General features: G+C 55.1%; 21 protein-coding genes and 1 pseudogene. 12 read left to right on the top strand and 10 right to left on the bottom strand.

Going from position 1 to position 25817, the window contains the following annotated elements; translation table 11 throughout:
* Positions 1-127: 127 nt before the first annotated feature.
* Genes B4923_RS18760 through B4923_RS18750 form a run of 3 tightly spaced genes read left to right on the top strand, consistent with a single transcriptional unit; the run spans position 128 to position 4324 of the window.
* Positions 128-1705 (top strand): ABC transporter permease, encoded by a 1578-nt coding sequence (locus B4923_RS18760; protein ID WP_109055885.1) that lies wholly within the window; start codon positions 128-130, stop codon positions 1703-1705.
* A complete protein-coding gene (locus B4923_RS18755) occupies positions 1702-2508 on the top strand; it encodes an ABC transporter ATP-binding protein (RefSeq protein ID WP_109055884.1) in 807 nt (268 codons plus the stop codon). Before B4923_RS18760 ends, B4923_RS18755 begins: the two co-directional genes overlap by 4 nt.
* Positions 2509-2521: 13 nt before the next feature.
* Positions 2522-4324 (top strand): aryl-sulfate sulfotransferase, encoded by a 1803-nt coding sequence (locus B4923_RS18750; RefSeq protein WP_109055883.1) that lies wholly within the window; start codon positions 2522-2524, stop codon positions 4322-4324.
* Between the two features lie 148 nt (positions 4325-4472).
* On the opposite strand, the gene B4923_RS18745 is transcribed toward B4923_RS18750, so the two are convergent.
* From B4923_RS18745 to B4923_RS18715, 7 genes and pseudogenes are all read right to left on the bottom strand, one after another.
* On the bottom strand, positions 4473-4778 hold the full coding sequence (locus tag B4923_RS18745; RefSeq protein WP_109055882.1) for a hypothetical protein: 306 nt from the start codon (positions 4776-4778) through the stop codon (positions 4473-4475).
* Between the two features lie 38 nt (positions 4779-4816).
* Positions 4817-6063: pseudogene (locus B4923_RS18740) on the bottom strand (PTS sugar transporter subunit IIC); the annotation flags it as partial.
* Between the two features lie 35 nt (positions 6064-6098).
* Complete coding sequence (locus B4923_RS18735) at positions 6099-6398, bottom strand: PTS sugar transporter subunit IIB (protein ID WP_109055880.1); 300 nt, start codon at positions 6396-6398, stop codon at positions 6099-6101.
* A gap of 10 nt (positions 6399-6408) precedes the next feature.
* Positions 6409-7398: a 6-phosphofructokinase gene (locus B4923_RS18730; protein ID WP_109055879.1), complete on the bottom strand. Its 990-nt coding sequence runs from the start codon at positions 7396-7398 to the stop codon at positions 6409-6411.
* A 13-nt stretch (positions 7399-7411) separates the two neighbouring features.
* Positions 7412-7855: a PTS sugar transporter subunit IIA gene (locus B4923_RS18725; protein ID WP_109055878.1), complete on the bottom strand. Its 444-nt coding sequence runs from the start codon at positions 7853-7855 to the stop codon at positions 7412-7414.
* A gap of 141 nt (positions 7856-7996) precedes the next feature.
* Positions 7997-8566 carry a P-loop nucleotide/nucleoside kinase family protein gene (locus B4923_RS18720; protein WP_109055877.1) on the bottom strand — a complete coding sequence of 190 codons (570 nt, stop codon included), beginning with the start codon at positions 8564-8566 and terminating at the stop codon, positions 7997-7999.
* Positions 8559-9503: a tagatose-bisphosphate aldolase gene (locus B4923_RS18715; protein ID WP_109055876.1), complete on the bottom strand. Its 945-nt coding sequence runs from the start codon at positions 9501-9503 to the stop codon at positions 8559-8561. Before B4923_RS18715 ends, B4923_RS18720 begins: the two co-directional genes overlap by 8 nt.
* Positions 9504-9739: 236 nt before the next feature.
* Here B4923_RS18715 and B4923_RS18710 point away from each other — a divergent pair, with 236 nt between their 5' ends.
* From B4923_RS18710 to B4923_RS18680, 7 genes are all read left to right on the top strand, one after another.
* Entirely contained in the window at positions 9740-10636 is an 897-nt protein-coding gene (locus B4923_RS18710) for a sugar-binding transcriptional regulator (protein WP_109491259.1), read from the top strand.
* A gap of 148 nt (positions 10637-10784) precedes the next feature.
* Positions 10785-11624 (top strand): ATP-binding cassette domain-containing protein, encoded by an 840-nt coding sequence (locus B4923_RS18705; protein ID WP_211313977.1) that lies wholly within the window; start codon positions 10785-10787, stop codon positions 11622-11624.
* Positions 11621-12487, top strand: coding sequence for an ABC transporter ATP-binding protein (locus B4923_RS18700; RefSeq protein WP_109055875.1), 867 nt, complete (start codon positions 11621-11623; stop codon positions 12485-12487). Before B4923_RS18705 ends, B4923_RS18700 begins: the two co-directional genes overlap by 4 nt.
* Before the next feature lie 38 nt (positions 12488-12525).
* Positions 12526-13770, top strand: a complete 1245-nt coding sequence (locus tag B4923_RS18695; protein ID WP_109055874.1) for an MDR family MFS transporter — start codon at positions 12526-12528, stop codon at positions 13768-13770.
* A gap of 13 nt (positions 13771-13783) precedes the next feature.
* Complete coding sequence (locus B4923_RS18690) at positions 13784-15295, top strand: ABC transporter substrate-binding protein (protein WP_109055873.1); 1512 nt, start codon at positions 13784-13786, stop codon at positions 15293-15295.
* A complete protein-coding gene (locus B4923_RS18685) occupies positions 15292-17070 on the top strand; it encodes an ABC transporter permease subunit (protein ID WP_109055872.1) in 1779 nt (592 codons plus the stop codon). Before B4923_RS18690 ends, B4923_RS18685 begins: the two co-directional genes overlap by 4 nt.
* Before the next feature lie 119 nt (positions 17071-17189).
* Positions 17190-18650, top strand: coding sequence for an AMP nucleosidase (locus B4923_RS18680; protein ID WP_109055871.1), 1461 nt, complete (start codon positions 17190-17192; stop codon positions 18648-18650).
* 69 nt (positions 18651-18719) lie between these two features.
* Here B4923_RS18680 and dksA read toward each other — a convergent pair whose 3' ends face one another.
* The 3 genes from dksA to fusA all read right to left on the bottom strand — a co-directional run bounded on the left by dksA (position 18720) and on the right by fusA (position 23397).
* Positions 18720-19139, bottom strand: a complete 420-nt coding sequence (gene dksA / locus B4923_RS18675; protein ID WP_109055870.1) for an RNA polymerase-binding protein DksA — start codon at positions 19137-19139, stop codon at positions 18720-18722.
* A gap of 162 nt (positions 19140-19301) precedes the next feature.
* Complete coding sequence (gene proP, locus B4923_RS18670; RefSeq protein WP_109055869.1) at positions 19302-20804, bottom strand: glycine betaine/L-proline transporter ProP; 1503 nt, start codon at positions 20802-20804, stop codon at positions 19302-19304.
* A 490-nt stretch (positions 20805-21294) separates the two neighbouring features.
* Positions 21295-23397 carry an elongation factor G gene (gene fusA / locus B4923_RS18665; protein WP_109055868.1) on the bottom strand — a complete coding sequence of 701 codons (2103 nt, stop codon included), beginning with the start codon at positions 23395-23397 and terminating at the stop codon, positions 21295-21297.
* 253 nt (positions 23398-23650) lie between these two features.
* Here fusA and B4923_RS18660 point away from each other — a divergent pair, with 253 nt between their 5' ends.
* Together B4923_RS18660 and B4923_RS18655 are read left to right on the top strand one after the other, a co-directional pair.
* Positions 23651-23980 (top strand): ArsR/SmtB family transcription factor, encoded by a 330-nt coding sequence (locus tag B4923_RS18660; protein WP_109055867.1) that lies wholly within the window; start codon positions 23651-23653, stop codon positions 23978-23980.
* A 217-nt stretch (positions 23981-24197) separates the two neighbouring features.
* Positions 24198-25742, top strand: coding sequence for a carboxylesterase/lipase family protein (locus tag B4923_RS18655; protein ID WP_109055866.1), 1545 nt, complete (start codon positions 24198-24200; stop codon positions 25740-25742).
* The last annotated feature ends 75 nt before the right edge of the window (positions 25743-25817 follow it).

Below are 25817 nucleotides of genomic sequence, written 5' to 3'. Positions count from 1 at the left end.
CAGACAAGGCCAATTTGCTTATATGCATTTTTTGCACGCGACTTATCCCTTTATTGCATTGGCGTTTAACGCTGAAAACTGTTTTTTATTACTTATTCATTCGTTCAAGCAGATTTAGTGACATAAAATGAATAAGGCTATTGTGCTGAAAACACCATCATTGACCTGGCCCGTCCTGTCGGGGGGCGCGCTCTATCCGCTTATCGTTCCGCTGACGCTGCTATTACTGTGGTATATCAGCACACAACAAGGGTGGATGCCGTCGCAAATTCTTCCGGCCCCGACTGTCGTGATGCACACCGCCGCCGAACTCTGGCAGGGCGATTTGTTCTCACAGCTGCTGACCAGCCTGTATCGTTTGGCTGGCGGGCTACTGCTCGGATTGATCGCCGGAACGCTGCTCGGCGCATCGATGGGCGCCTCTGCGCGGGTAGAAAGCCTGCTTTATCCCACCGTGTATACGCTGGCGCAGATCCCCACCCTGGGTTGGATCCCGCTGTTCATGGTGCTGTTTGGTATTGATGACGGCCTGAAACTGGCGGTGATTATCAAAGCCGTCATTGTTCCGGTCACGCTGCACACGCAAACCGGTGTGCGCAACGTACCGTCCTCCCTGCGGGAAGTAGCGCGTACATTAAGATTACCTTGGCAACAGCGGCTGATACGCCTGACTATTCCGGCCGCATTGCCCGTTTGGCTGACCGGGCTACGGCTCGCGCTGTCCCAGGCGTGGGTATCGCTGATTGTGGTGGAATTGCTGGCGTCCTCACAAGGCATTGGTTACCTGCTGGTCTGGGGACGTCAGCTATTTCAGTTGGACATCGTACTGGTGTGCATCGCCGTCATTGGACTCACCGGGCTGGCGATGGAATGGATTATCAATCAGTTGGAACGGCGTCTGGTTTACTGGCCGCATCTCCCGGTCAGCCAGCTACAGTGCACACCATCCCGCAAGCTGTCAGCAATCATCCTGCCCTTCGGTCTGCTGATACTCTGGCATCAGGCCAGCGTTTCCGGCTGGGTTGACAGGATGTTGCTGCCGGAACCGTCCGCCGTGCTCCATGCGCTGGTTCAGGGGATCGCTGAAGGAACCTTGGCTGATGCGATGCAACACAGTTTGCTGCGGGCGCTGAGCGGAGCATGTCTGGGTGCCGCGGCAGGGGCGCTGTCCGGTGTACTGTTGGGCTTGAACTCGCGTGCCGATGCCCTGTTTACCCCAACCGTCGCGACCCTGCGCCAGATTGCGCTGTTCGCCTGGCTACCGTTGCTCACCGCCTGGGTGGGAAACGATGAAGTAGGCAAAATCACGTTTGTCGCGCTGGCCGCCTTCTTTCCGATGCTGGTTGCCAGCCATCGGGGCGTGCGGCAACGCTCGCCACAGTTGCAGGAAGTGGCGCAGGTACTGCAACTGTCGCTGCCCATGCGGCTACGTACCCTTATTTTACCGGGCGCGGCGCCCGCCATGTTCACCGGTTTACGCTTATCACTCATTTACGCCTGGCTTGGCACCATCGGCGCAGAGTATTTCATGTCTTCCGGTACCGGTATCGGCAGCCTGATGATTAACGCCCAGCAGTTGCTGGATATGCCCCTCATTCTCAGCGGCATGTTGCTGATCGGCTTGACCGGCGCGGCACTCGACCGACTGGGGATCAGTCTGGAAAAACGGATGACGCGCTGGCGCACAACAGGAGAATCCGAATGACACACGTGTCGGACCCCATTCCAGTGGTGCAGTTTGACCATCTGATGAAACAGTTTCACGTTAAAGGACAATCACTCACGGTTATCGATGACTTCTCGCTGTCCATTCACCGCGGCGAACTGGTTGCTATCGTCGGCAGCAGCGGCTGTGGCAAATCCACGCTGCTGCGACTGCTGGTCGGGCTGGATAACGATTATCAGGGCCGCATTCTGGTGGAAGGAAAAACCGTACAAGGGGTCAGTCGTGAACGCGGGATAGTATTTCAGGAACCTCGTCTGTTCCCCTGGCTGACCGTGCGGCAGAACATCGCACTGGGACTGGCGCAGGACAAACTTGATGCGAAACAACGTACCCGACTTATCGACCATTTTGTCCAGTTGGTTCACCTACAGGATTTTGCCGACGCGCTGCCCGCTCAGTTATCTGGCGGCATGGCGCAACGCGTCGCCATCGCCCGCGGGCTGGTGGCGAATCCGCGCATTCTGATGCTGGACGAACCCTTTGGCGCGCTGGATGCGCTAACCCGCCAGCAGATGCAACAGGAGCTGCGGCGTATCCATCAGTTGGAAGGCACCACCACGCTGCTGGTCACGCACGATGTGGAAGAAGCGGTTTATCTGGCCGACCGGATCGTCGTGCTGGCCCCTCGTCCGGGGCGTATCCGCCATATCGCTACGCTTTCACTCCCGCATCCGCGTCAGCGTGATAGTCAGGCGTTTCACCGGCAGTGCAGCGAACTCCTGTCATTATTGACGCAGCCCGAAACGACAGTAATCCCTTCTCATACCTCAGCCACTTTATAAATGGAGCATAACAATGGGACACCCTTCCGTTTACCCGACCGGCACCACTCTCTATAACCCGGATAAAGCCTGGGGAGGCTATACCGTTTTTCAGGCGCTGGAACGCGGCGCGGTGCTGATTGATATGAACGGGGCCGAACTGCGGCTGTGGGAAGGCCTGCACGGTTTCCCCAACAAAATTTTGCCCGGCGGCTATATTCTGGGTCACAGCGGCGAGCGCGACTCACGCTATGGTATGCAGGATATGGTGGATCTGATCCAGGTGGACTGGGATGGCAATGTCGTCTGGAAATTCAACGGCTACGAACACATCAACGACCCCGATCTTCCCGCCGAATGGATGGCGCGGGCGCACCATGACTATCAGCGCAGCGGCAATCCGGTGGGCTATTACGCGCCGGGGTTGGAGCCACAATCGCTGGGCGGCAATACGCTGATTCTGGCGCACAAGAATCTGCACAATGAACGCATCAGCGATAAACTGCTGCTGGATGACACCATTATCGAAGTGGACTGGCAGGGCAATATATTGTGGGAATGGCGTTGTAGCGATCACTTTGATGAGCTGGGCTTTGACGACGCCGCCAAAACCGCTCTCTACCACAATCCCAATATGCGCAAAAGCGGCGGCGGGATGGGCGACTGGATGCACATCAACTCCATGTCGGCTTTGGGCCCTAACCCGTGGTTCGATCAGGGAGACAGCCGCTTCCATCCGGATAACATTATCTGGGATGCCCGCGAATCAAACATCATTGCCATTATCGATAAGCAGAGCGGTAAGATCGTCTGGAAACTGGGTCCCGACTACAGCACGCCGGAACTCCGGCATATCGGCTGGATTATCGGCCAGCATCACGCCCATATGATCCCGGCAGGGTTACCCGGCGCCGGAAATATTCTGGTATTCGATAACGGCGGCTGGGCCGGTTACGGCGCCCCCAATCCGGCCTCGGCCGATGGGGTAAAAAACGCCTGGCGCGATCACTCGCGGGTGCTGGAAATCAATCCGGTAACGCTGGATATTGTCTGGCGCTATTCACCCTATGAAGCGGGCATTCCCCATCCTACCGACGCATTCCGTTTTTACAGCCCGTACATCAGTAACATCCAGCGGCTGCCCAATGGCAACACGCTGATCAATGAAGGGGCGAACGGTCGGTTGTTTGAAGTCACGGCGGATCACGAAATTGTCTGGGAATATGTCTCACCCTACTGGGGCAAAACGGTCAATACCAATATGATTTACCGTGCCTATCGCGTTCCTTATGACTGGGTGCCGCAACTGCCGACACCGCAGGAAACCCCGATTGTGGCGCCGGACAATACCCGTTTTCGCCAGCCCGGTGCGGCACAGCCCGGATTTGCCAGCGTCATCCGCATTGACGGCACCCGGCCTTACAAGAAAAGCGGCGATGCCCTCTGTGTCGCCACCGACAGCGAAGAACTAAAGCGCAACCCCAAACTCTTCGCCGTCGATCGCGAGCGTTTTACGCCTCTGACGGCAAATGATGCGCGGGCGTTAACACAACAATCCGGCCCTCAGTTGCTATTGATCGGCGCAGAGCGTTGCGTTCATTGCAAAAACCTTTACCGCCAGTTAGACAATCTGGTACGGCAAGCGCCCTATCAGGAGCTGCTCTGCCATTATCTGGATGCCGACCAGCACACCGCACTGGCGCAACAGTTTTCGGTAAAAACGTTGCCGACGCTATTGTGGCTCCGCAACGGCGAAGAACAAGCGCGGATTAACGGTGCGCAACAGGTCGAACATTTGCGCCAGTGGCTGGCGGAGCAGAACCGGCATCCCCGTTAAACATCCGATACCGATACGCGGCCTGAGCCGGCATGGAGCCCAGCCATACGGTAAGATCCGTGGCTGGGCAAAACGTCATGCTCTGTAGTATCTCCCGGTGCGAAATACCGCAGTACCAGGCGGTATATTTCTCCGGTTTCAACCAATATCAGAAGCCATAGCGAATGGCATCTTTGCTTTGCTGCATCAAATCATCAATTTTTTGCGCATAGCGTTCGGCACCGTCGCTATCGCCAGCCTGAGCGCATTCACGACGCCGGATATTATACGCCTTCATCAGCTGCGCCTGAGCAAATCCAGGCTTGCCATAGCATTCCACGCTTTTTTCCCAACAACGAATGGCATTTTCGATATCCTGTTGTTCAAAAAACGTTTTACCCAGCGCATTCAACGCCTTGGAGCACGCCAGCGCAGGCAGGCCTTGTTGCAGGATGTCGTCTATTGCAGTGCTCATACGGCCTCCGTCATGCGTTAGTGAAAGAAATTGAGAATGTAGCCAAACACCAACCCGACGCTGATCACATCTGAATCACTAAAGGTGACATTCTCCAAACCGAACTGTCCCAGCAGCGGCAACAATAACGCGGGCAGCAACGTAATGAACAATCCGTGGAAAACCCCGCCAATAATGGCCCCGCGCCGCCCTCCTACCGCATTGGCGAAGATACCCGCCGTACCGCCGGCAAAGAAATTGGTCAGCATACCCGGCAATATCATTGCCAGCCCGACCGTCGGGAACAGGAACATCCCAATCACCGCGCCCACGGTGGTGGAAATAAACCCGATAATCACGGCATTCGGCGCATAGGGAAACAGCACCGGACAGTCAAGCGCCGGCACCGCATTCGGTACAATACGCAGTGCAATGCCGCGGAACGCCGGAACGATTTCCGCCAACAGCAAACGCACCCCGGCCAGTAGCACATAAACCCCGACGACAAACTGGATCGACTGAATAAAGGCATACACCAGATAGTTAACGCCATTCGAATAGGCCGCCACCACGTCCGGCCCGGCGGCCACCGCAGGGATGATGTAGATCGGGATCATCACCACCATCATCGACAGGTAGGTATCTTGCAGAAAGGAGAATGCTTGCGGCAGTTCCAGATCTTCCGTGCTTTTACCGGCATCACCGGTCACTTTAGCCACGCCGGCCTGCACGATATAACCGATGGTGCAAAAGTGCCCAAGCGCAATATCATCGCTGCCGGTAATTTTGCGGACGATGGGTTGCGCTATCGCTGGCATCAGCACGGCCATCAGGCCGGCAATCCCACCGCCGAGCAGGATCAGTTCCACCCCGCGCAGACCGCCCATATACCCGATCACCGAACACACCGTCGCCATCCACAGCGACGCCTGACCGGTTAAAAAGATATATTTAAAAGGGGTGAAACGGGCAATCGCGATATTCACCACAAAGGCGATAACCATAATTAATGCGGTTTCCCGGCCCAGCGTTTTTTGCGCGATACCGGCAATCGCGCCCACGTCGGTTACGACGCCACGCATATTAAACCCTTGCTGGAAAATTTCCCCCAGGAACGTCAACGTCACGACAATAATATTGGCTCCGGCGAGTAAAACCAAAAATCCCAGTAATGTTTTCAACGTGCCGGTAATAACCTGCCCGGGCTTTTCTTCAGCGCAATCAGGCCAATCATTGCGATTAATGATACCAATATAGAGGCCTGACCGAGTACATCATAGACAATAAAATTAAGGAAAGACATGATGTTCCCCCTGTTCTATTTCACAGTAATCGGATAAATTAAATAAGATAACCTTTTTCTTTCAGTACTGGTTCAAGCTTTATTTTTATTTCGTTTTTATCCACTAACCGCTTCAGATAAATAACGGTGGCGCTAATCGTATAATGTTGGAACTGCGATCTGAAATTTTCACCGGTGACAATAATATCGGCCCGGGAAGAGGTCGCACTGGATATATCGCAATGCGACAACTCTGCATCAATACCCAGATCTTTCAGGGCTGACTCAATACTCATCTCACAGGCAAAGCTACTGCCTAGCCCGGCCCCGCATACCGCAAGAATCGATAATTTTTTCATCAGTATTTCCTTAGTTGATCATATTTAGGTTTCGTGCCGCGACGACCAGCTGCGGATCTAATTCCCGTTTACTCGTGGCAACCTGTCGTAAATCGATTGCCATCGCCGTCCCTTGAAATCCGAACAACAAACCATGCCGATCGGCAAGTATCGCTTCCAATGCCAGTTGTCCCAGCGCCGTTGCCGCCAGCCTGTCCTGTACCGACGGCGTCGCCGCCCGCTGGCAATAACCGAGAATGGTGTGACGAACCGGGACGCCAAGGCTGGACTCAAGGGTTTTCCCCAGCGTGATGGAAACCCCCTGCGTTCCGGCGACGTATGCATTTTCCAGCGGATAGCCCTCGGCGCAGACCACCACCGCATAGCCAAACGGTTGCCCGATACAATCACGCAAACGGGCGGTCAGCCAGTGAGTATCCAGAGGACATTCCGGCAGGATCACCGCATGGGCGCCCCCTGCCAGCGCGCCACTCAGCGCAATATGTCCGGCATCGGCACCAAACACTTCCAGCATATATATGCGGCCTGGCATGTTATGCGCCGTGCCATGCAGCTGATCCAGCGCCTGAGTCACGACACTCAATGCGCTGGCATGGCCCAACGTGTAATCGGTCGCGCCAATGTCGTTGTCTATCGTCATCGGCAGCACCAGCGTCGGCATTCCCTCCTCATCCAGCAAACGCGCCGCTTTTAACGAACCGCCGCCGCCAAACACCACCAGGACATCAACCTCCAGTTCCCGCAGCCGCTGGCGGATCGCCTGACGCCCCTCGGCATTCCAGGCTAACCGGCTACGCGCGCTGCGCAGCAGGTTATTACCACTGGCGAGTACGCTTCTTACCTCCCTTTCACTGAGTTCAAAAAAGGACTGTTCGACAATCCCGTCATAGCCACCGTGAAAAGCCAGCGCGGAGAGACCCTTATGCTGAATGAGCATTAATATTGCGGCGTTAATTCCCACGGCATCACCACCGCTGGCAATCATGGCTATTCTTTTCATTGCGGCTCACTCTTTAAAATTGGCGAATAATTTCAAGAACCTCATGCTTATCTCTGGCATTTTTTAACTGGTTGACGGCATCATCCTCACAAAATAGTTTTGCCAGACTGGCGATCATTTCAATATGTGAATGGCTGTCAATGGCGGCCAGAGCGAAAACAATATAAACGGGATCATTATCAGGACTGCCAAAATGTACCCCTTCTGAAATAATCATTAATGAAAGTGCGGTTTTAATTACGCCATCTTCAGGTCGTGAGTGAGGCATGGCGATACCTTCGCCCAACACGTAATAAGGGCCGATCTCTTCATGCATCGCATAAATAGCGTCAAGATAGCGTGACTCCACCGATCCATTATCAATCATGGGCTGAACAGCTAATGCAACCGCCTGTTTCCAGTCATCAACATGGGTAAATAGCTGAAGATTATTTTCATTAATCCAGTCAGTTAACATAATCGTCCTTATGCAGAATAAACGTGTTAATTGAATATACCCGTTATCTGTCAGGTTACCGGTCGCTGATTATTAAAATAAACCGGCTGGTTTTCTCCATTATGGATATTTAGGATAATTCCGTTGTGGCCTGGTTAAATGTTAATTAGCCGCTTTTTCAAATAATACCGTCTGGGTCCAGGCCGTTATTTTTTCCATTTCAACAGGCTGCGTCTGATTAACAATAAGAAGCGGGCCCAGTTTCATCGGTTCCGCCACCTTTGCCAGCTCAATCAGTTCAGGAAGATATTCGGCGCCAGGATGTCCGGGTAAGCGATGCGCCAGACGCCCTTTATAACGCTGTGCCGCCAGTTCACCGGGGATCTGGCACCACACTTCGGCAAGATGCGTCACGCCGGATTCCGCCAGATAAGCCTTAAGACAGTCTATCGGCTGGAAACCAAACCATGCATCAATGATGAAGGTATTCCCCGACGGCGCACTGGCCACAACAGACCAGATGGCCTGATAACTTGCTATCCCGAGCAGGCGGTTAAATTGGCGATCCACACCGTCCAGATGCTGCAAAAAAGGATTTTTAATACCATCCAGTGACAGGATCGGCCAGCCGGTTGCGGCTGCCAGCGCGATAGCGACGCTGCTTTTCCCTGACGCCGGAATGCCGTTGACCAGCACGACGCGTTTTCCGACCGGTGCGACATGTTCAGACATGGTTTATCTGCTCCCTGGTTTTATGATCACCCTGCTGAATGCCTTGAAAATATTGACCGATTACCGCCTGGATTTCCTTCAACCGCGGCACCGCCAGCGTCTCCAGCTTTTCACGGGTTACGGCACGGTTGAGCGAAATACAGTCTTTCCACAACGCACGGCCCGCGATAACGCCCGACGCACCGTTTTGCATGGCATCCGCCACCTGCTTCAAGAACGTATGATGATCGACGCCGGCCGAGAGAACGGCCCATGGTACCTCCCCCACCAGTTTAGTGATAGCCGCACAGGCCTGAGCCGATCCCGGATAGGGAATTTTTAGTACCTTCGCCCCGCACGCCAGCGCGATGTTGGTTCCTTCGTAGATCAACGACGGGATTTTACTTTTGTATTCGGCTTCCGTTTCACCCTCAAGCTGATAAGTCAGGAACTCGACCACCAGCAGCAGATCTTCACGGGCAAAATCGTCAATGCACTGACGCAAGAGCGCAATATTATGCGCATTGGCCTGCGGGCGATCGGCGCGCAAATACACCATGATTTTGCCGCCGTTGCCGCCAAGCTCACGTACGCGCCGCGCGTTAATGCCTGCTACCAGCCTCGAGTGGCGGTAACCCGCCTCGGAGGTATCCCATCCGGAAGCATCCAGACCAATCAATAACGCGGTATCACGCGCAATGATGCCGTCGTCCACCAGTTCCGGCACCGCGCAGACCGGATCGACTAATACGCAGGAAGCCTGACTGGCGAGATAACGGGTAATGTCCGCTTTAATTTCGCCCAGTTGGTGTTCGGAGATATTGGCTTGTTGATCGGGGTCTGAAGAGAGCAAACTACGCATTGCGCCACGTTGATCGCAGGCAATGACCAGCATGGCGCCATTACTGCCACAGATTTGCTGATAACCACGACGTTCGGATGTAGACATAGATGACATTGAATTCTCCTTGGTATGAATTTTCGTCGATAGGAAAGCGTATTAATACCGGGTGGAATCACCCCTCAACGTCCTGTCCTGTTTGGGTTTTCCACCGTGGGTACCGATTGCAATTTGATGGTTGTTGCGCAATAATTCTCCAATTGACAAATCAAGTGTAATATATTGCAGAAAGGAATTTCAATCTGAAAGAGAATCTTTTACCCGATATTGTGACAACGCGCGCAATGATGCATATGGTGGCAAAGTTGCATTACCAGTCAGATATGGCCCAGGTTGATATCGCTAAAAAGCTGGGTGTCTCTACCGCCACCATTTCGCGTCTGTTAAATAAGGCCCGCGCGGCAGGTATTGTACGTATCGAAGTCATTGAGTTGACCTCTCCCGAGGAGATCACCGCCGATCTGATCCAGCATCTGGGATTGAAAACCGCCGCGGTGATCGAGCCGCCGCCAACGAACGTATTGGGTGCGCTGGCATCCCCGCTTGCCGGTTTATTACAGCAGGCCAATCTATCCGCCGGTGCGATCGTGGGCATTGGCTGGGGCCGCGCGGTCAGAGAAGTCACGCTGGCGGGCATGCCGCGTTTGCCCGGCGTACTCACCGTGGCGCTGAACGGGGGAATGCAGCAGGCCGCTGCGCATTTTCAGATTAATGAGTTCGTTCGTCAGGCTGCGGAACAGATGGGCGGAACGCCATATTTTCTGCACGCGCCCTATATATCATCTACCGAGTTGCGCGATGCGTTCCTCTGCGATCCCAGCGTCCAGCATATCGCTTCCCTGTGGGACAGACTGGACGTGGCCATCGTAGGGGTTGGGTTGACTCACGCGCCCAGCCCATCAGAAACTACGACCGCGACGCCCGATGAGCGAGCGCTAAGTCAGGCGGCGGGTGATGTCATACGTCATTATTTTACCGAGTCGGGCGAAATACTGCATTGGGAAGGCGAAGACCGCATGATTGCCGCCACCCCCGCACAGCTTCGCCAGACGCCGCTGAGCATCGGCGTCGCCGCCACCCCGGAAAAAGCGGCCGGGATTATTGGTGCAGCCAAATCCGGCATGATCAATGCGCTGGTGACCGATGTCAAAACGGCGCAGGCCATCCTTGACCGTTTGCTGGGTTCATAAACTCACGACGCCATGATCCCCGATAGCGCGAGGGATCATGGCCATCGACAGAGGATAATGATGTAGCGGCAAAACATTTCCTTTGCATCATCTGGTCTTATTTTGTTATGTTATTACATATCAAATAACAGCGGTAGCGCGGATAAGAATGACCAGCAGGGACAGACAAAAGGATGCGATACTGCACATAGACAACCTGAGTTTGTCGATCGGCGGTGACATCAAAGTCAATAATGTCAGTTTCAGTCTGCATGCCGGAGAGCGTGTGTGCCTGCTTGGCGCCTCCGGTTCCGGCAAATCGCTGACTGCCCGCGCCGTCATCGGCACGCCGCCGCCCCATTGCCAATTGGAAGGACAGATTTGGGTCAACGGCGAAAACGTCACGCATCGGCAAGCGTTGTCGCGTCCGGCCTCATGCCGTGTTTCCGCGATTTTCCAGGACTCCGCCACCGCGCTCAATCCTCTGATGCCGCTGGGAAAACAACTTGCTCTGGCGCTGGGTACGTCATCCGTCAATCAACTCACGTCACTGTTGAACTCAATGGGACTGGCCGATATTCCTCAGTTGCTGCGGCGTTTCCCTGCCGAACTTTCCGGCGGGCAGCGTCAACGGATTTGCATTACGCTGGCGCTGTTGAGCAAGCCGCGTTTGCTGGTTGCGGATGAGCCAACCACCGCGCTTGATGTGATTACTCAGCAACAGGTTCTACAGGTGTTACGGGAAAAATGCGCCGAGCCGACTGCGCCAGCCTTGCTGTTTATCACCCATGATATCGCGGTTGCCGCCCAACTGTGTCAGCGCGGTCTGGTGATGGAAAACGGTCAGGTGATCGAATCCGGCAGCATGCTACAGTTGCTGAACGCGCCGCGACAACCTTATACCCGGAGTCTGGTTAACGCCGCCCGGCGCGCCAGTGCGCTGTTGCCAAAGCAAATGTTGTCAAAACAAATGTTACCAAAACCAACGCAGGGAGCGCTCGCCGGATGAATCCCCCGCTGTACGCCGTGTCGTCACCTTTTTTAAGCATGAGCCACGTGAGCCGTTATCAGCATCGGTCGCGTTTGCCGTGGCAAAAAACCGACTCGGCCACGGCGATTTTCCTCGATCTCTCCCTGAATTTGCAGCGCCACGAGCGCGTCGGTCTGGTCGGCGCTTCGGGCTGCGGCAAGTCCACGCTGTTGCGAACCCTGCTGGCGCTGGAGGCGGCGGATAGCGGCGCCATCCACTGCGATGGTCAGCCAGTACGTCCCGGATCGGTGCATTCGCTGCTCTGGTATCGCCGCCGAGTGCAGTTTATTCCACAGGACCCGGCCGGCTCGCTGGCGCCACGCCAACGTGTGGAAACCTTGATTGCCGAACCGCTGAAACGTTTGCGCCCCGGCGAATACAGTCCGGCGCGCGTGCGTGAGGTGATGGATCAGGTGGGGCTGAGCACCCGTCTGCTGGAAAGACCCGCGGGACTGCTTTCCGGCGGGCAGGCGCAGCGTGTGGCGATGGCGCGGGCGCTGGTCACTCGTCCCGACTTTCTGCTAGCCGACGAGCCGGTCAGCGGGCTGGATTTACCGTTGCGCGAACAGATAAAAACATTGCTGATGCAGGTCACTTTGCAAAATAATATGGGTCTGTTGATGGTGTCACACGACATCTCAATGGTTGCGGGTCTGTGTGACCGCATGCTGGTCATGGATGGCGGCCGCATTATTGAAGATCGCCCCACGTCGGAGGTGTTGACCTCTCCACAGCAGCGACACACCACCCAGCTATTACAAGCCATCCCGACTTTATACCCAATAGATTTCGCGAGGCAGGACAACAACGTTGTCGCTTTGGACAACGCCCCGGCAACGTGATGAAGGGTATAGCCACTCGTTTTAACGGATAACTTTTTATGTCAGACCAGATCGTCGAGCATCCTCTGCGGCTTTATCCGCCGTTATTACTGGGAAGCCAGTTAGTCTTCAATATCGGCTTTTATGCCGTAGTCCCTTTTCTGGCCATCTTCCTGCGTGACGATATGCTGCTGTCCGGCTGGGCGATCGGGTTGGTCATCGGGCTGAGAACCTTTTCACAGCAGGGCATGTTTTTGGTCGGAGGGGCGCTTGCCGATCGCTTTGGCGCGCGCGGCGTGATTTTGTGTGGTTGCGTGGTGCGGATCGGCGGCTATCTGCTGCTGGCGCTGGGCGATTCCCTCTGGCCGATTATTTTCGGCGCCTGCCTGACCGGCGTTGGCGGCGCGCTGTTCTCGCCCGCGATTGAAGCGCTGATGGCGCAGGCCGGCACACAGAGTGAAAAAGAAGGCAAACGCAGCCGATCAGAATGGTTCGCCCTGTTTGCCATTTGTGGCGAGTTGGGTGCGGTGCTCGGGCCGTTGCTGGGGTCGCTGCTGGCAGGATACGGTTTTCAGCGGGTCGCGCTGGCGGGGGCGGGCGTGTTTTTGCTGGCGCTGTTCATCCTGTTCTTCAACCTGCCGGCAACGCCGCGGCAACAGGCTTCGTTGCATATCGCCCCCTGGTGGCAGACATTCCGTCAGCGTCGCTTTGTGGCGTTTATCATTGCCTATAGCGCCTATTTGTTCAGCTATAACCAGCTCTATCTGGCCCTGCCAGTCGAACTGCACCGCGCCGGCGGCAATGAAAAAGACCTCGGGCCGCTGTTTGTGCTGGCTTCCATTATGGTGATCGGTCTGCAACTGCCGCTGGCGCGCTTTGCCCGTCGTCACGGCGCGGCCCGTATGCTGCCGCTGGGGTTTACGCTGCTGGCGTCCTCTTTCGTCAGCGTGGCCCTGTTTGCCCACCTTACCCCGCCAGAAGGCTGGCAGCGCCTGCTGCCGGCGGTATCGCTCATTACGCTGTTGACGCTGGGTCAGATGTTGATCGTCCCTGTCGGTATGGATCTTATTCCCCGTTTTGCCAACAACCACAATCTGGGCGCCCATTACGGCGCGCTGGCATCCATGGGCGGCGTGGCGGTTCTGGTCGGCAATTTTCTGCTCGGTGGACAGCTTGACAAGGCGCTCGCGCCGTCACCGCAGGCGGCGATCCCCTGGCTGTTGCTGGCGGCGGTGCCGTTGTGCAGTGCGATAGCCATGACGCTGATTTGTCGTCCGTTTACTTCATCTTCCACACCGAACTAATAAGGATAGTCCGATGAACATGCGCGCATCCCTCTGGTCCGTTTCCAGCCTGCTTTCCGTCACGCTGCTGCTGTCAGGCTGTTTTAATGAACCGGATGATACTCCCCCTGCGGCGAGTGACAGCCGGCTGAAACTTGCCATGTTGCAACCGCCGCGCTCCGGTCTGACCCCGCTTAGCGACGATGCGTTCAAACTGTCCCGCTGGAGTACGGCGGAAACGCTGGTGGTGCTCGATCCGATCGGCGAAACCCAGCCTGCGCTGGCGACCCGGTGGCAGCCCATCGACGATCGTTCCTGGCGTTTTGAACTGCGTCCCGACGTTCATTTTCACGATAATACCTCACTGACCGCCGCCACCGTGGTCAATGCGTTGACCGTCGCCGCCAACGCCGCGCCGAAACCCCGTATTCTTGACGGCGTGCAAATGACCGTGGCCGCCGATGGCGATAATGCGGTGATCGTATCAACGGCCACTCCGGATCCCCTGCTTCCACAGCGCCTGTCCAGCCCACAGTTGGCCATTTTATCCGCCGGCGCCTATGGAAAGAATGGCGTCGTCAACCCGATCAATACCGGTAGCGGTCCTTTTGTGCTGCGGAGCGTGAATGGCACCAGCAGCGCCACGCTGGACAGATTCGATGGCTATTGGGGCGGGAAAGCCCAGGCCGGCGGAATTGATGTCAGCTTTGTGCCAGATGGCGCCGCTCGTGCCGCTGCATTACGTACCGGCGCGGCGGATATCGTGGAAGCGATTCCGGTTTCCCAGGCGCCGCTGCTGGATCAAACGTTTATCCATGAAGTGCCGATGCCCCGAACCAACACACTGTATCTCAATACCCGCGACGGCGTCATGGCCGACCCGGCCATGCGCGCAGCCGTTCGTGATGCAGTGAATCGTCAGCAGTTGGTGGACAACGTGTATGAGAAGCGAGCCGACGTGGCGCAAGGTTTACTCGGCCCCGCGCTACCGTGGGCCGCCTCGCTGCGCCAACCGGTGAGCAACCCGGTGAAAGCGGCCGTACCCAACGGCGCCGCGATCACGCTGGCGACGTTCAGCGATCGTGCCGAGCTGCCGGAAGTCGCCGTCTATCTGGCGCAGCAGCTCACTGCTGCGGGATTTACCGTGAAGCAGGTGGTCCGTGAATACTCACAGATTGAAGCCGATGCGCTGGCCGGTAAGTTTGACGCTTTTATTTTATCCCGCGCGACAGTGCTGGATTCCGGCGATCCCGTGGCTTATCTCTACAGTGATTTCTCCTGTGAGGGGTCGTTCAACATCGCCCAGCTATGCCGCCCGGAAATCGATCAAGCTTTACAACAGGCGACGACGATCCCGGCCGGTGATGAACGACGTAAGGCCATCATGCACGCGGAGAACCTGATTCTTGCCAGCGACGCGGCGATCCCGATGTTGCATGAACGCGTTATTCAGGGCGAAAGCGCACAGGTACAAGATGCGCTGCGCGACCCGCGTGAACGCGCGCTGATCGATACATCAACGAAACGGGCTGACGCGCATCAATGAGTGAATCGTTATATTGCCGCACCTGTACCACGATCAGCCGCCAGCGTTACCATCGCTATGGCATTCTGATCCCGCTGTTTTCGCGCCTGCTGACGCTGGCCGGGATCGTGGCGTTGATTGGCATGCTTCCGTGGCTGTCAGGGCAGGACCCCGCCCTGGCCCTGCTGCGCGCCCGTTCTGGCGATCAGGAAGCCACTGAGGAAACGTTGAATGCAATCCGTCAGTCGCTGGGGTTGGATCAGGGGCCGGTGCATCTACTGCTTAACTGGCTTGGCGGGTTGCTGCACGGCGATGCGGGAAATTCATGGGTGTCCGGGCGTCCGGTTCTGCCGGGAATGTTGCAGGCCACCGGCGTCTCGCTGACGTTGATGCTCTCTTCCGCGCTGGTGGCATTCTCGCTGGCAAGCGCCCTGTGCGCCACGACCTTTATGCAGGGTTTGCGCGGCCGGTCGCATCGTTCTAACGGTTTGTTTGCCGCATTGTTCACCGCGCTGCCGGAATTTTTGTTGGCGTCATTTTTATTGATTATCGGCGCGGTCTGGCTACGCTGGTTTCCCCCTTACGGCTGGCAGGGGCTGCACTCTGCCGTGCTGCCTTCACTGGCGCTGGGTATTCCGGCTGGCGGCTATTTGGGCCGCATTTTCTCCGACGCGCTGGCGGCGACATTCAGTGAAAACTGGCTGACCACCTGGAGCGTGGCGGGCATTGGTCGCCGGCATATTGCGCTAGCGGTATTAAAACGGACATTACCCAGCGTCATGCCGCTGGTTGGGCTGGTGCTGGTTTCCCTGACCGGAGGCGCGATTGCCGTAGAAAAAGTCTTCGCGATCCCCGGTTTGGGCCGCGCAACGCTGGGGGCGGCGGCGGCGCAGGATTTACCGGCATTGCAGGCCGGCGTGCTTATTTTACTGTTGATTGCCGCTTTCGCCGGGATGGTGGCAGGCGGTATCCGTCTGCTGATCCTGGGACATGCGCTGCACAGCGGCGCCATGCCGATACCGGAAGAGAATCGGCTGACGGTATCCCGCTACGCCATCTGGCTTCCGCTGATCTGTTTACTGTTGTTGGCGCTCCTGGTAATCAGTGGACTCCCACGCGATCCCTATGCGTCGGCGTTTCTGCGCTTGCAACCACCATCGCTTGAACTGCCGTTCGGGGCCGACGCCATGGGGCGCGACTTGCTGGCGCGGGTGGCGCATGGCACGCTCAACACCTGCCTCCTCGCGCTGTTGGTATCGTTGGCCTGCCTGGCGATGGGTTTGCTGATAGGGCTTTTTCCCCGCGGGTTTGCCGGTCCGATAGAAGTGACCAACGCCCTGCCGCCGGTAATTGCGGGCTTACTGGTTGCCGCGATTAATGGCCCGACGGCAACGGGGGCAGCGATAGCGGTTATCGCCGTCAGTTGGGCGCCTCTGGCCGCTCACACCGCCGCGCTGGTCACCGAAATCAATGCCCGCCCCTACCTTCGTCAACTGCCAATGCTCGGCGTCGGGCCGATTCGGCGTAGTCTGTTTTACGTCTTGCCTGCGCTGGTTGGGCCGCTGTTTCGCCATGCCATGCTGCGTTTACCCGGTATTGCGCTGGCACTGGCGTCGCTGGGATTTTTAGGATTAGGCGCATCGCCACCCACGCCGGAATGGGGTCGCGTACTGGCAGAAGGCATGCCTTATATCGAACGGGCATTCTGGGGCGTACTGGCTCCCGCCGCCGCGCTCGGCATCCTGTCGATCCTCGCGGTTAGCGCGGCGAATCTTTCTGGTCGTCAGAAACAGTAAGCCGTTTATACTTCTCTTTAATTGAGCATTTCATCGCATCTTCGGTTAGCCTGTCGTGTAATAAAATCAATCGGGTTCACGGCAACACAGCGAGATAATAAATGTACGAAGGAGAAGATATGCGTAACAGCGGGTCCGGCGAAAATCTTACCGTAACGCAGGCACTTGATAAACTGGAAGCGTTGTACGACGAAGCGGTCTCTTCCCTGCGCGACGCTATCGGGGAATTCATCAGTAACGGTAAGCTACCCGATGCAAAAGCCCGCGCGGCAGGATTATTTTCTTACCCCGAACTCTGTGTGAAATGGAACGGTGAATCCACGGCTCATCCCCGGCATCGAGCCTATGGTCGTTTTACTCATGCCGGCTGCTATGCCACGACCATTACTCGTCCGCAGTTCTTTCGTCAGTATCTGAACGAACAGTTGACCCTGTTGGCAAATGACTATGCCGCCCATATTGAAGTGCGGCCATCGCAGCAGGAAATTCCGTTTCCTTACGTGCTGGATGGTTCCGACCTGATCCTCGATCGGTCGATGAGCGCAGGCATCGCCAAGCATTTTCCAACGACAGAGCTCTCGAAAATCGGGGATGAAACCGCCGATGGGCTGTTTCACTCCACAACGACCTCGCCGCTGTCGCACTTTGACGCCCTGAGGACCGATTTCTCACTGGCGCGCCTGCGCCACTATACCGGCACACCGGTAGAACATGTGCAACCCTTCATCCTCTTCACCAACTACACCCGCTATGTGGATGAGTTTGTACGCTGGGCCTGCGGCCAGATTGCCGACCCGGAGAGCCCGTATGAAGCGCTATCCTGCGCGGGCGGTATCTACATCACCCCGGAGACGCTCAGTCCCGAACAGACGGTGTCCGATTTGGCCTGGAAGAATCACCAGATGCCGGCCTACCACCTGATATCCCGTCACGGCAAGGGGATAACGCTGGTGAATATCGGTGTCGGCCCTTCCAACGCCAAAACCATTTGCGATCACCTCGCGGTACTGCGCCCTCATGCCTGGCTGATGATTGGGCACTGTGGCGGTCTGCGGGAAAGTCAGGCGATTGGCGATTATGTGCTGGCGCACGCTTATCTGCGTGACGACCACGTACTGGATGCCGTACTGCCGCCCGATATTCCAATCCCCAGCATCGCCGAAGTTCAACGCGCGCTTTATGACGCCACCAAAACGGTGAGCGGAATGCCGGGCGAGGAAGTCAAACAGCGTCTGCGTACCGGTACGGTCGTAACAACAGACGATCGCAACTGGGAACTGCGCTATTCCGCTTCCGCGCTGCGCTTTAACCTCAGCCGTGCGGTCGCGGTCGATATGGAAAGCGCCACCATCGCGGCACAGGGTTATCGTTTCCGGGTACCGTATGGCACGTTGCTGTGCGTTTCCGACAAACCGCTGCATGGCGAAATTAAATTGCCCGGGCAGGCAAACCGTTTCTATGAAGGCGCCATTTCAGAACATCTGCAAATTGGCATTTGCACCATCGGCTTACTACGAGCGGAAGTCGATCAGCTGCACTCCCGCAAATTACGCACGTTCAATGAGCCGCCGTTCCGGTAAACATCATGGGCAGTAAACCCGCAGGTTTACTGCCTCAGACGGCTAACGGCATACGGCTATCATGTCTGGTTAGCGCCGATGCAATGACTCTTTAATTTCCTGCGTTTCTTTAGCATCAATGCTCAAATCCGCCGTGGGCCTTAATAACAGGCGCGGTAATCCGATAGGCTCACCCGTTTCACGGCAATACCCATACTCCCCCTTACTGATGCGCTGTAGGGCCGCATCAATCTTGGGGAGCAGCCGGCTTTCACGATCGATCTGCCGGAATAGCATTCTCAGCTCTTCTTCCCGCATAGACTTATCACCTTCGTCGCCGCGCTGCTCACCCAGTTGAATACTGTCTTTCAGTTCATCAATATGACTCAGGAGCGTAGTCCGTTCATCCACCAAACGTTGTTTAAAAAAAGCCAACTGAGTCTGGTTCATGTAATCTTCTTTTGGCATGGCCAAAATCTGTAATTCTTCTTTTTGTGTCGTTTTTGGCATCGCGATCTCCCAAGATAGAATCCATTAGACTGTTATGTTATAACATTTAAAGCATGAATTGACAGGCCATCACCATACAAAAACACACTTCGTTTCTATAACGCAAAAGCCACTCCATACGAAGTGGCTTCTTTCTGATTAAGGCACTCGTTTGTCATTACCCTAATTGATTTTAGGATGCTGATCGATGAGCGCGGTTCTTTTCTGCTCCAGCGCCGCAATCTGCCCGTCAATTTCTTCTATTTTCTGTTCAATATTATCGAACTGTTCCTGTAACAGCTCTTTGGCCTCAGCCCGATCGGACGCCGCGGGCGTGGCCCCTTTTAATGGCCGGTTCGCGGTTTCCCTCATCGACATTCCCGTGATCAATCCAATAATGCCGATAACCATCAAATAATAAGCGGGCATATAGAGATTACCGGTTGATTCAACCAGCCACGCCGCCGCCGTTGGCGTAAAGCCGGCAACCAGCACGGATATATTGAAGGATATCGCCAACGCACTATAACGAATATGTGTCGGAAACATCGCTGGCAGCGTCGATGCCATCACGCCGGTAAACGAGTTCAGCAACACCGCCAGAATTAACAAACCGCAGAAAATCAGCCCGATTACATCGCTGTTAATCAAGATGAAACTAGGCACCGACAACAGTAAAAGGCCAATACTGCCGCAGATGACAAACGGCTTGCGCCCATATTTGTCGCTCATTAATCCCATTACCGGCTGTACAAACAGCATACCAATCATGACCGCAATAATAATCATGACGCCGTGATCTTCGGAATAATGCAGACTATGCGAGAGATAGCTCGGCATATATGTCAATAACATGTAGTAAGTCACGTTGGTGGTGATCACCAACCCCACACAAACCAGCAAACTCCGCCACTGTTTGGTGGCGATTTCACGGAAAGAAATCTTCGGCGGCGACTGAAGGCTGTCTTTCGAGTCTTTATCAATTTTGTCCACATGTTGTTGAAAGGTCGGCGTTTCTTCCAGCGCATGACGCAGATAAATACCAATCAACCCTAATGGCGCGGCGATAAAGAAAGGAATACGCCATCCCCAATCCAGAAAATCCCTTTCTCCAACAATTGAGGAGATCAATACAACAACCCCGGCCCCCATGACAAAGCCGGCAATCGAGCCAAAATCCAGCCAGCTGCCTAAAAAACCGCGTTTTCTGTCCGGCGAGTATTCCGCTACAAAGACAGCGGCTCCGGTATATTCTCCACCGACGGAAAAACCCTGCGCCAGTTTTGCCAACAGCAATAATATCGGCGCCCAGATGCCAATGGATGCGTAAGACGGGATCAGCCCGATACAAAAGGTACTCACCGCCATAATAATAATGGTGATCGATAGCACTTTCTGGCGACCGAATTTATCTCCCATGGCACCAAAAAATATCCCGCCTAGCGGTCTGACGAGAAAAGGAACAGAAAACGTTGCCAGTGCCGCAATCATTTGCACACCGGGATCGGCGCCGGGGAAAAATACCTGACCAAGCGCATAAGCCACAAATCCATAAACGCCAAAATCGAACCATTCCATCGCATTTCCAAGCGCCGCCGCTGTGATGGCTTTTTTCAGCTTGGTATCATCAATGATCGTAATATCCTGTATTTTCATTGGCTCATTGCGTTTCTTTTTTAATCTCATTCATCATTTCCTTTTGTTTAAAGGATGACTATTTTGGTCAATACTCTATAGATTTCAATACGCAGGCGGCAGCGACCAAGAACCCGTCCAGATAATCAGATTACGCAGGGACGAAGAGAAGCTAAAAAAAACCCACACACCTGGAATTTGAAAAATAGAGAGATAAGACGAAATATATCCGTCGTCATAATAGTCATTTTCAAAAGCTATCTGATTATATAGGATTTTAAAAATTCGAGGAAAATAAACACCCAATTGTTGAAAATAACGTCAGATAATATGAGAAGAAATAAATAATAAGAAAATAGTTTATTATGGAAATAATAAGGGTAAATAACAGATAGCAATATATCCATAGATTGCGGGATGCAGAAGTCGGACCTTAACGCGCCCGGTCAAAGGCGCGTTGAGAAGGTCATACTTCGTTTCGGGATCTATCGTGCCCGGCAGCGTGGACCCTACACTATCTCTTCAGCCGGAAAAGAAACGGCTAGCGGGAACTTCTTGCCGCAATAATTTCGTCCATCACGTTGCGAGGTGCTTCCACGTAGTGTTTGAATTCCATTGAGTAGGTTGCACGCCCCTGCGACATTGATCGCAGCGATGTCGAATAACCGAACATCTCCGACAGCGGCACTTCGGCGCGGATAATCCGTCCGGCGATCATTTCCTCCATGCCTTGCACCAACCCCCGGCGAGAAGAGAGATCGCCCATCACGCTACCGGCATACTCTTCCGGCGTTTCGACTTCCACTTTCATCACCGGTTCAAGTATCACCGGGTTAGCGCGTTTAACCGCATCGCGGAAGCCAAAAATAGCCGCCATTTTGAACGCCATTTCCGAGGAATCCACCTCATGGTAGGAACCAAACGTCAACGTGACTTTGACATCCACAATCGGATATCCCGCCAGCACGCCGGTCATCATCGCCTCACGCACGCCCTTTTCAACCGACGGAATAAACTCACGCGGAACCACGCCGCCCTTGGTTGCATCTTCGAACGTAAAACCTGTACCGGCCGCCTGCGGCTCAACCGTCAGAACAACATGCCCGTACTGGCCCTTACCCCCCGACTGGCGCACAAATTTCCCTTCGACGTCCACGACCTTGCTGCGTATGGTTTCCCGATAGGTCACCTGGGGTCTGCCGATATTGGCCTCCACGCCGAACTCGCGTTTCATACGATCAACAATAATCTCCAGATGCAGTTCCCCCATACCGGAAATAATCGTCTGCCCGGATTCCTCATCGGTTCTGAGCCGGAATGACGGATCTTCTGACGCCAACCGTTGCAGCGCGATCCCCATTTTTTCCTGATCGGCCTTGGTTTTCGGCTCGATAGCCAGCGAAATCACGGGTTCGGGGAACTCCATACGCTCCAGCGTCAACACCGAATCGGGATCGCACAGGGTTTCGCCGGTGGTAACCTCTTTCAGCCCCACGCAGGCGGCAATGTCGCCGGCCCGAATTTCATCCACTTCATGACGGGCATTAGCATGCATCTGGACAATACGGCCAATGCGCTCCTTCTTGCCTTTCACCGGATTGTAAACGCTGTCCCCTTTTTTCAGCACGCCGGAGTAGACCCGGACAAAGGTCAACTGTCCGACATAGGGGTCCGTCATCAGCTTGAATGCCAGCGCCGAGAATTTTTCATTATCGTCCGCATGACGAATCGCTTCATTCCCTGCCTCATCGACGCCACTGACCGGCGGAATATCCAGCGGCGACGGCATCAGCTCGATGATGGCATCCAGCATGCGTTGTACGCCTTTATTCTTGAAGGCCGAGCCGCAGAGCATGGGCTGAATTTCACCCGCGATGGTACGCGTGCGCAAACCGGAGGTGATTTCCTCTTCGCTTAGCGCCACTCCATCCAGGTATTTCGTCATCAGGTCATCGCTTGCCTCGGCCGCTGCCGTCACCATTTTTTCACGCCATTGCTGCGCGGTTGCCAGCAACTCATCGGGGATCGCCTCATAGCTAAAGGTCATCCCCTGTGAGGCTTCATCCCAAATGATGGCGCGCATCTTGAGTAAATCGACCACCCCCGAGAAGTGTTCTTCACTACCAATCGGGATCACAATCGGCACCGGATTGGCTTTCAGCCGATCGATCATCATCTGACAGACACGGAAATAATCGGCGCCGGGACGGTCCATTTTGTTAACGAATGCCAGTCGCGGAACATGGTATTTATTCGCCTGGCGCCACACGGTTTCAGACTGCGGCTGAACCCCGCCGACGGCGTCGTACACCATGACCGCGCCATCCAGCACGCGCATTGAGCGTTCCACCTCAATGGTGAAATCCACGTGTCCGGGGGTATCGATAATATTGATATGGTGTTTGGGATAGCGATGATCCATCCCCTGCCAGAAGCAGGTTACCGCCGCCGACGTGATGGTGATACCGCGTTCCTGTTCCTGCGCCATCCAGTCAGTTGTTGCCGCGCCATCATGAACTTCCCCCAGCTTATGACTCACCCCGGTATAAAACAGGATGCGCTCTGTTGTGGTGGTTTTACCTGCATCGATATGGGCAGAAATACCAATATTGCGATAGCGTTCAATGGGGGTTGTGCGAGCCATATAAAAATCCTTAATTAGTGACACTAATTCTGGGCTGGCAGCTAACTGTCTGCGGCAGAACTCGATTTGATACCGGTCATTATTATAGTACAATTGTACGAGTATATACGAACAGTATATTTAATAGGTTTTCTTTTACAGCATGGCACATTGATAGGGTATTCGGTATATTACCGCTCCGCCGGAAAAATCCGTCTTTCATTCCGGTTGGTTATTTACCGCGTTAATTCTTCCACAACCACACAGGACCGCTATGATCGCCAACCACCCCGAACGTGAACAGATTCGTCTGGAAAACGTGCTATTTGCATTGGGTAACCCCTTGCGGCTGGAGGTGGTAAGAGTGCTGTCCCAGGGGGGAGAACAAGCCTGCGGCACCCTGCTCCAAGGGCTGCTTCAGGGGCTGGCTAAATCCACTATGACGCATCACTGGCGAGTGCTCCGAGACAGCGGCGTGATCTGGCAGCGCCCGAACGGACGCGAAAACCTGCTTTCCCTGCGACGTGAAGACCTTGATGCCCGCTTCCCCGGCCTGCTGGATACCCTGCTGGCGGCGATGGCCCGCGATGCCCCCACCAGATGAAACCGGTTTTGATTGTTATCACATTTATCTTCCCCGAAGGTTGCCATCTCAAATTAAACGCCCTATAAGCAGACATACAGGGCGTGACTGATCGATAAAAGGCGAACCTGCCATGCATGGTATTACTACCGTGCATGGCAGGTTTTTTTTATGGCGGGCTTCGTGCCCGCCACCCATCGCTCCCGGCGCTTTTTTATGGCATCAAAGGAATAATCACATGAATAAAACGCTAACCGCCAGCCTGTTATTATTAATGGCTGCCGCCAGCCAATCCGCATTGGCGAACGCACCTCAGGTTACCCTGGACAGTGGTCGTATTGCGGGAACATCAGCACAAGGCGTGGATGCATTCAAGGGCATTCCCTTTGCGGCGCCACCGATCGGCGATCTGCGCTGGCAGCCGCCACAGCCGGTAAAAAGCTGGACGGATATCCGCCCGGCCGTGGCATACGGCAAAGATTGTATGCAGGAGCCGTTTCCCGGTGATGCCGCGCCGCTTGGGGTTGGCTTCAGCGAAGACTGTCTGAGCATCAACGTATGGCGGCCGGCGAACGTTAAAGGGCCTCTACCCGTGATGGTGTGGATTTACGGCGGCGGTTTCGTCAACGGCGGTTCATCACCCGATGTTTACTCAGGCCAGGAATTTGCCCGTCAGGATATCGTATTTGTCAGTTTCAACTACCGCGTCGGCCGTTTTGGTTTTTTTGCCCACCCGGCGCTGGCTAACCAACCGCTCCGCGGCAACTATGCATTAATGGACCAAATCGCCGCTCTGAAATGGGTACAGAAAAACATCCCGGCGTTTAATGGCGATCCACAGAACGTCACGCTATTTGGCGAATCTGCGGGCGGTTTCGCCGTCGGCTCCCTGCTTATGACCGATTTAGCCAAAGGGTTATTCCAAAAGGCCATTATCGAGTCGGGCTCCGGCAGACACAATATGGTGCCGCAACAGCACTGGCAAAAAGCCGAACAGGCCGGTATTGCCTTTGCTAAAGCAAACGGCATCAGCGGTAACGATGAAAAAGCATTGGCGGCACTGCGCCGTATCCCGGCCGATCGCGTGGTCAACGGCCTGAATATGGCGACAATGATGTCTGCGGATTACTCCGGTCCGATGATAGACGGCAGACTGATTACCGGCGAACCGCAGGACCTTTATCGTCAGGGAGCCTTCCAGCACGTGCCGCTGATGATTGGCGCCACGGATGCCGATATCGGTTTTCCCCCGGAAGTCACCACGCTGGATGAGGCCGTCGCCGTCTTTGCCGATAACGATCGCCAAAAAGCCATTCAGGCCTATCACGGCATGTCGCCTCAAGCGGTAGCCACCGCGATTTCAAGCGATCGCTTTATGGTGGAGCCCGCCCGGTTCGTCGCCCGCATCTGGGAAAAAGCATCGCTACCCGTCTGGCAATTCCGTTTTGGTTATGTTGCCGAAAGTATGCGTACGCAATGGCCTGCCGCCGTACATGCCAGCGAAATTCCCTATGTGTTTAATACGCTTGCGGCGCGCTATGGCGAAAACGTCACGCCACAGGATCAGGCTGTCGCGCAGCAAACACAGCAGTATTGGGTGAACTTTGCCCGTACCGGTAATCCCAATGCCGCAGGGCTACCCGCCTGGAATGCGTATAACAGCCAGCAAGACAACATTCTGATGATTCCAGCGACGGGCGCAGAACACACCAAAGAGCTCGCCGATCCATGGAAGGCGCGCCTTGATCTGATCGAGACATTGGCTGAAAGCAGCGCACATTAGCGCTATCAAGTCAGCGTTGTTTTCCGCAACCGTCGTCGTAAAAAACCACCTGCATAGCAGGTGGCATTGATTTCG

It is taken from the genome of Brenneria roseae subsp. americana, from assembly GCF_003115815.1.
In the GTDB taxonomy this organism is placed as follows: Bacteria; Pseudomonadota; Gammaproteobacteria; order Enterobacterales; family Enterobacteriaceae; genus Brenneria; species Brenneria roseae.
The sequence above is the reverse complement of the archived record's forward strand: the minus strand, read 5'-3'. Positions and strand labels throughout refer to the sequence as shown.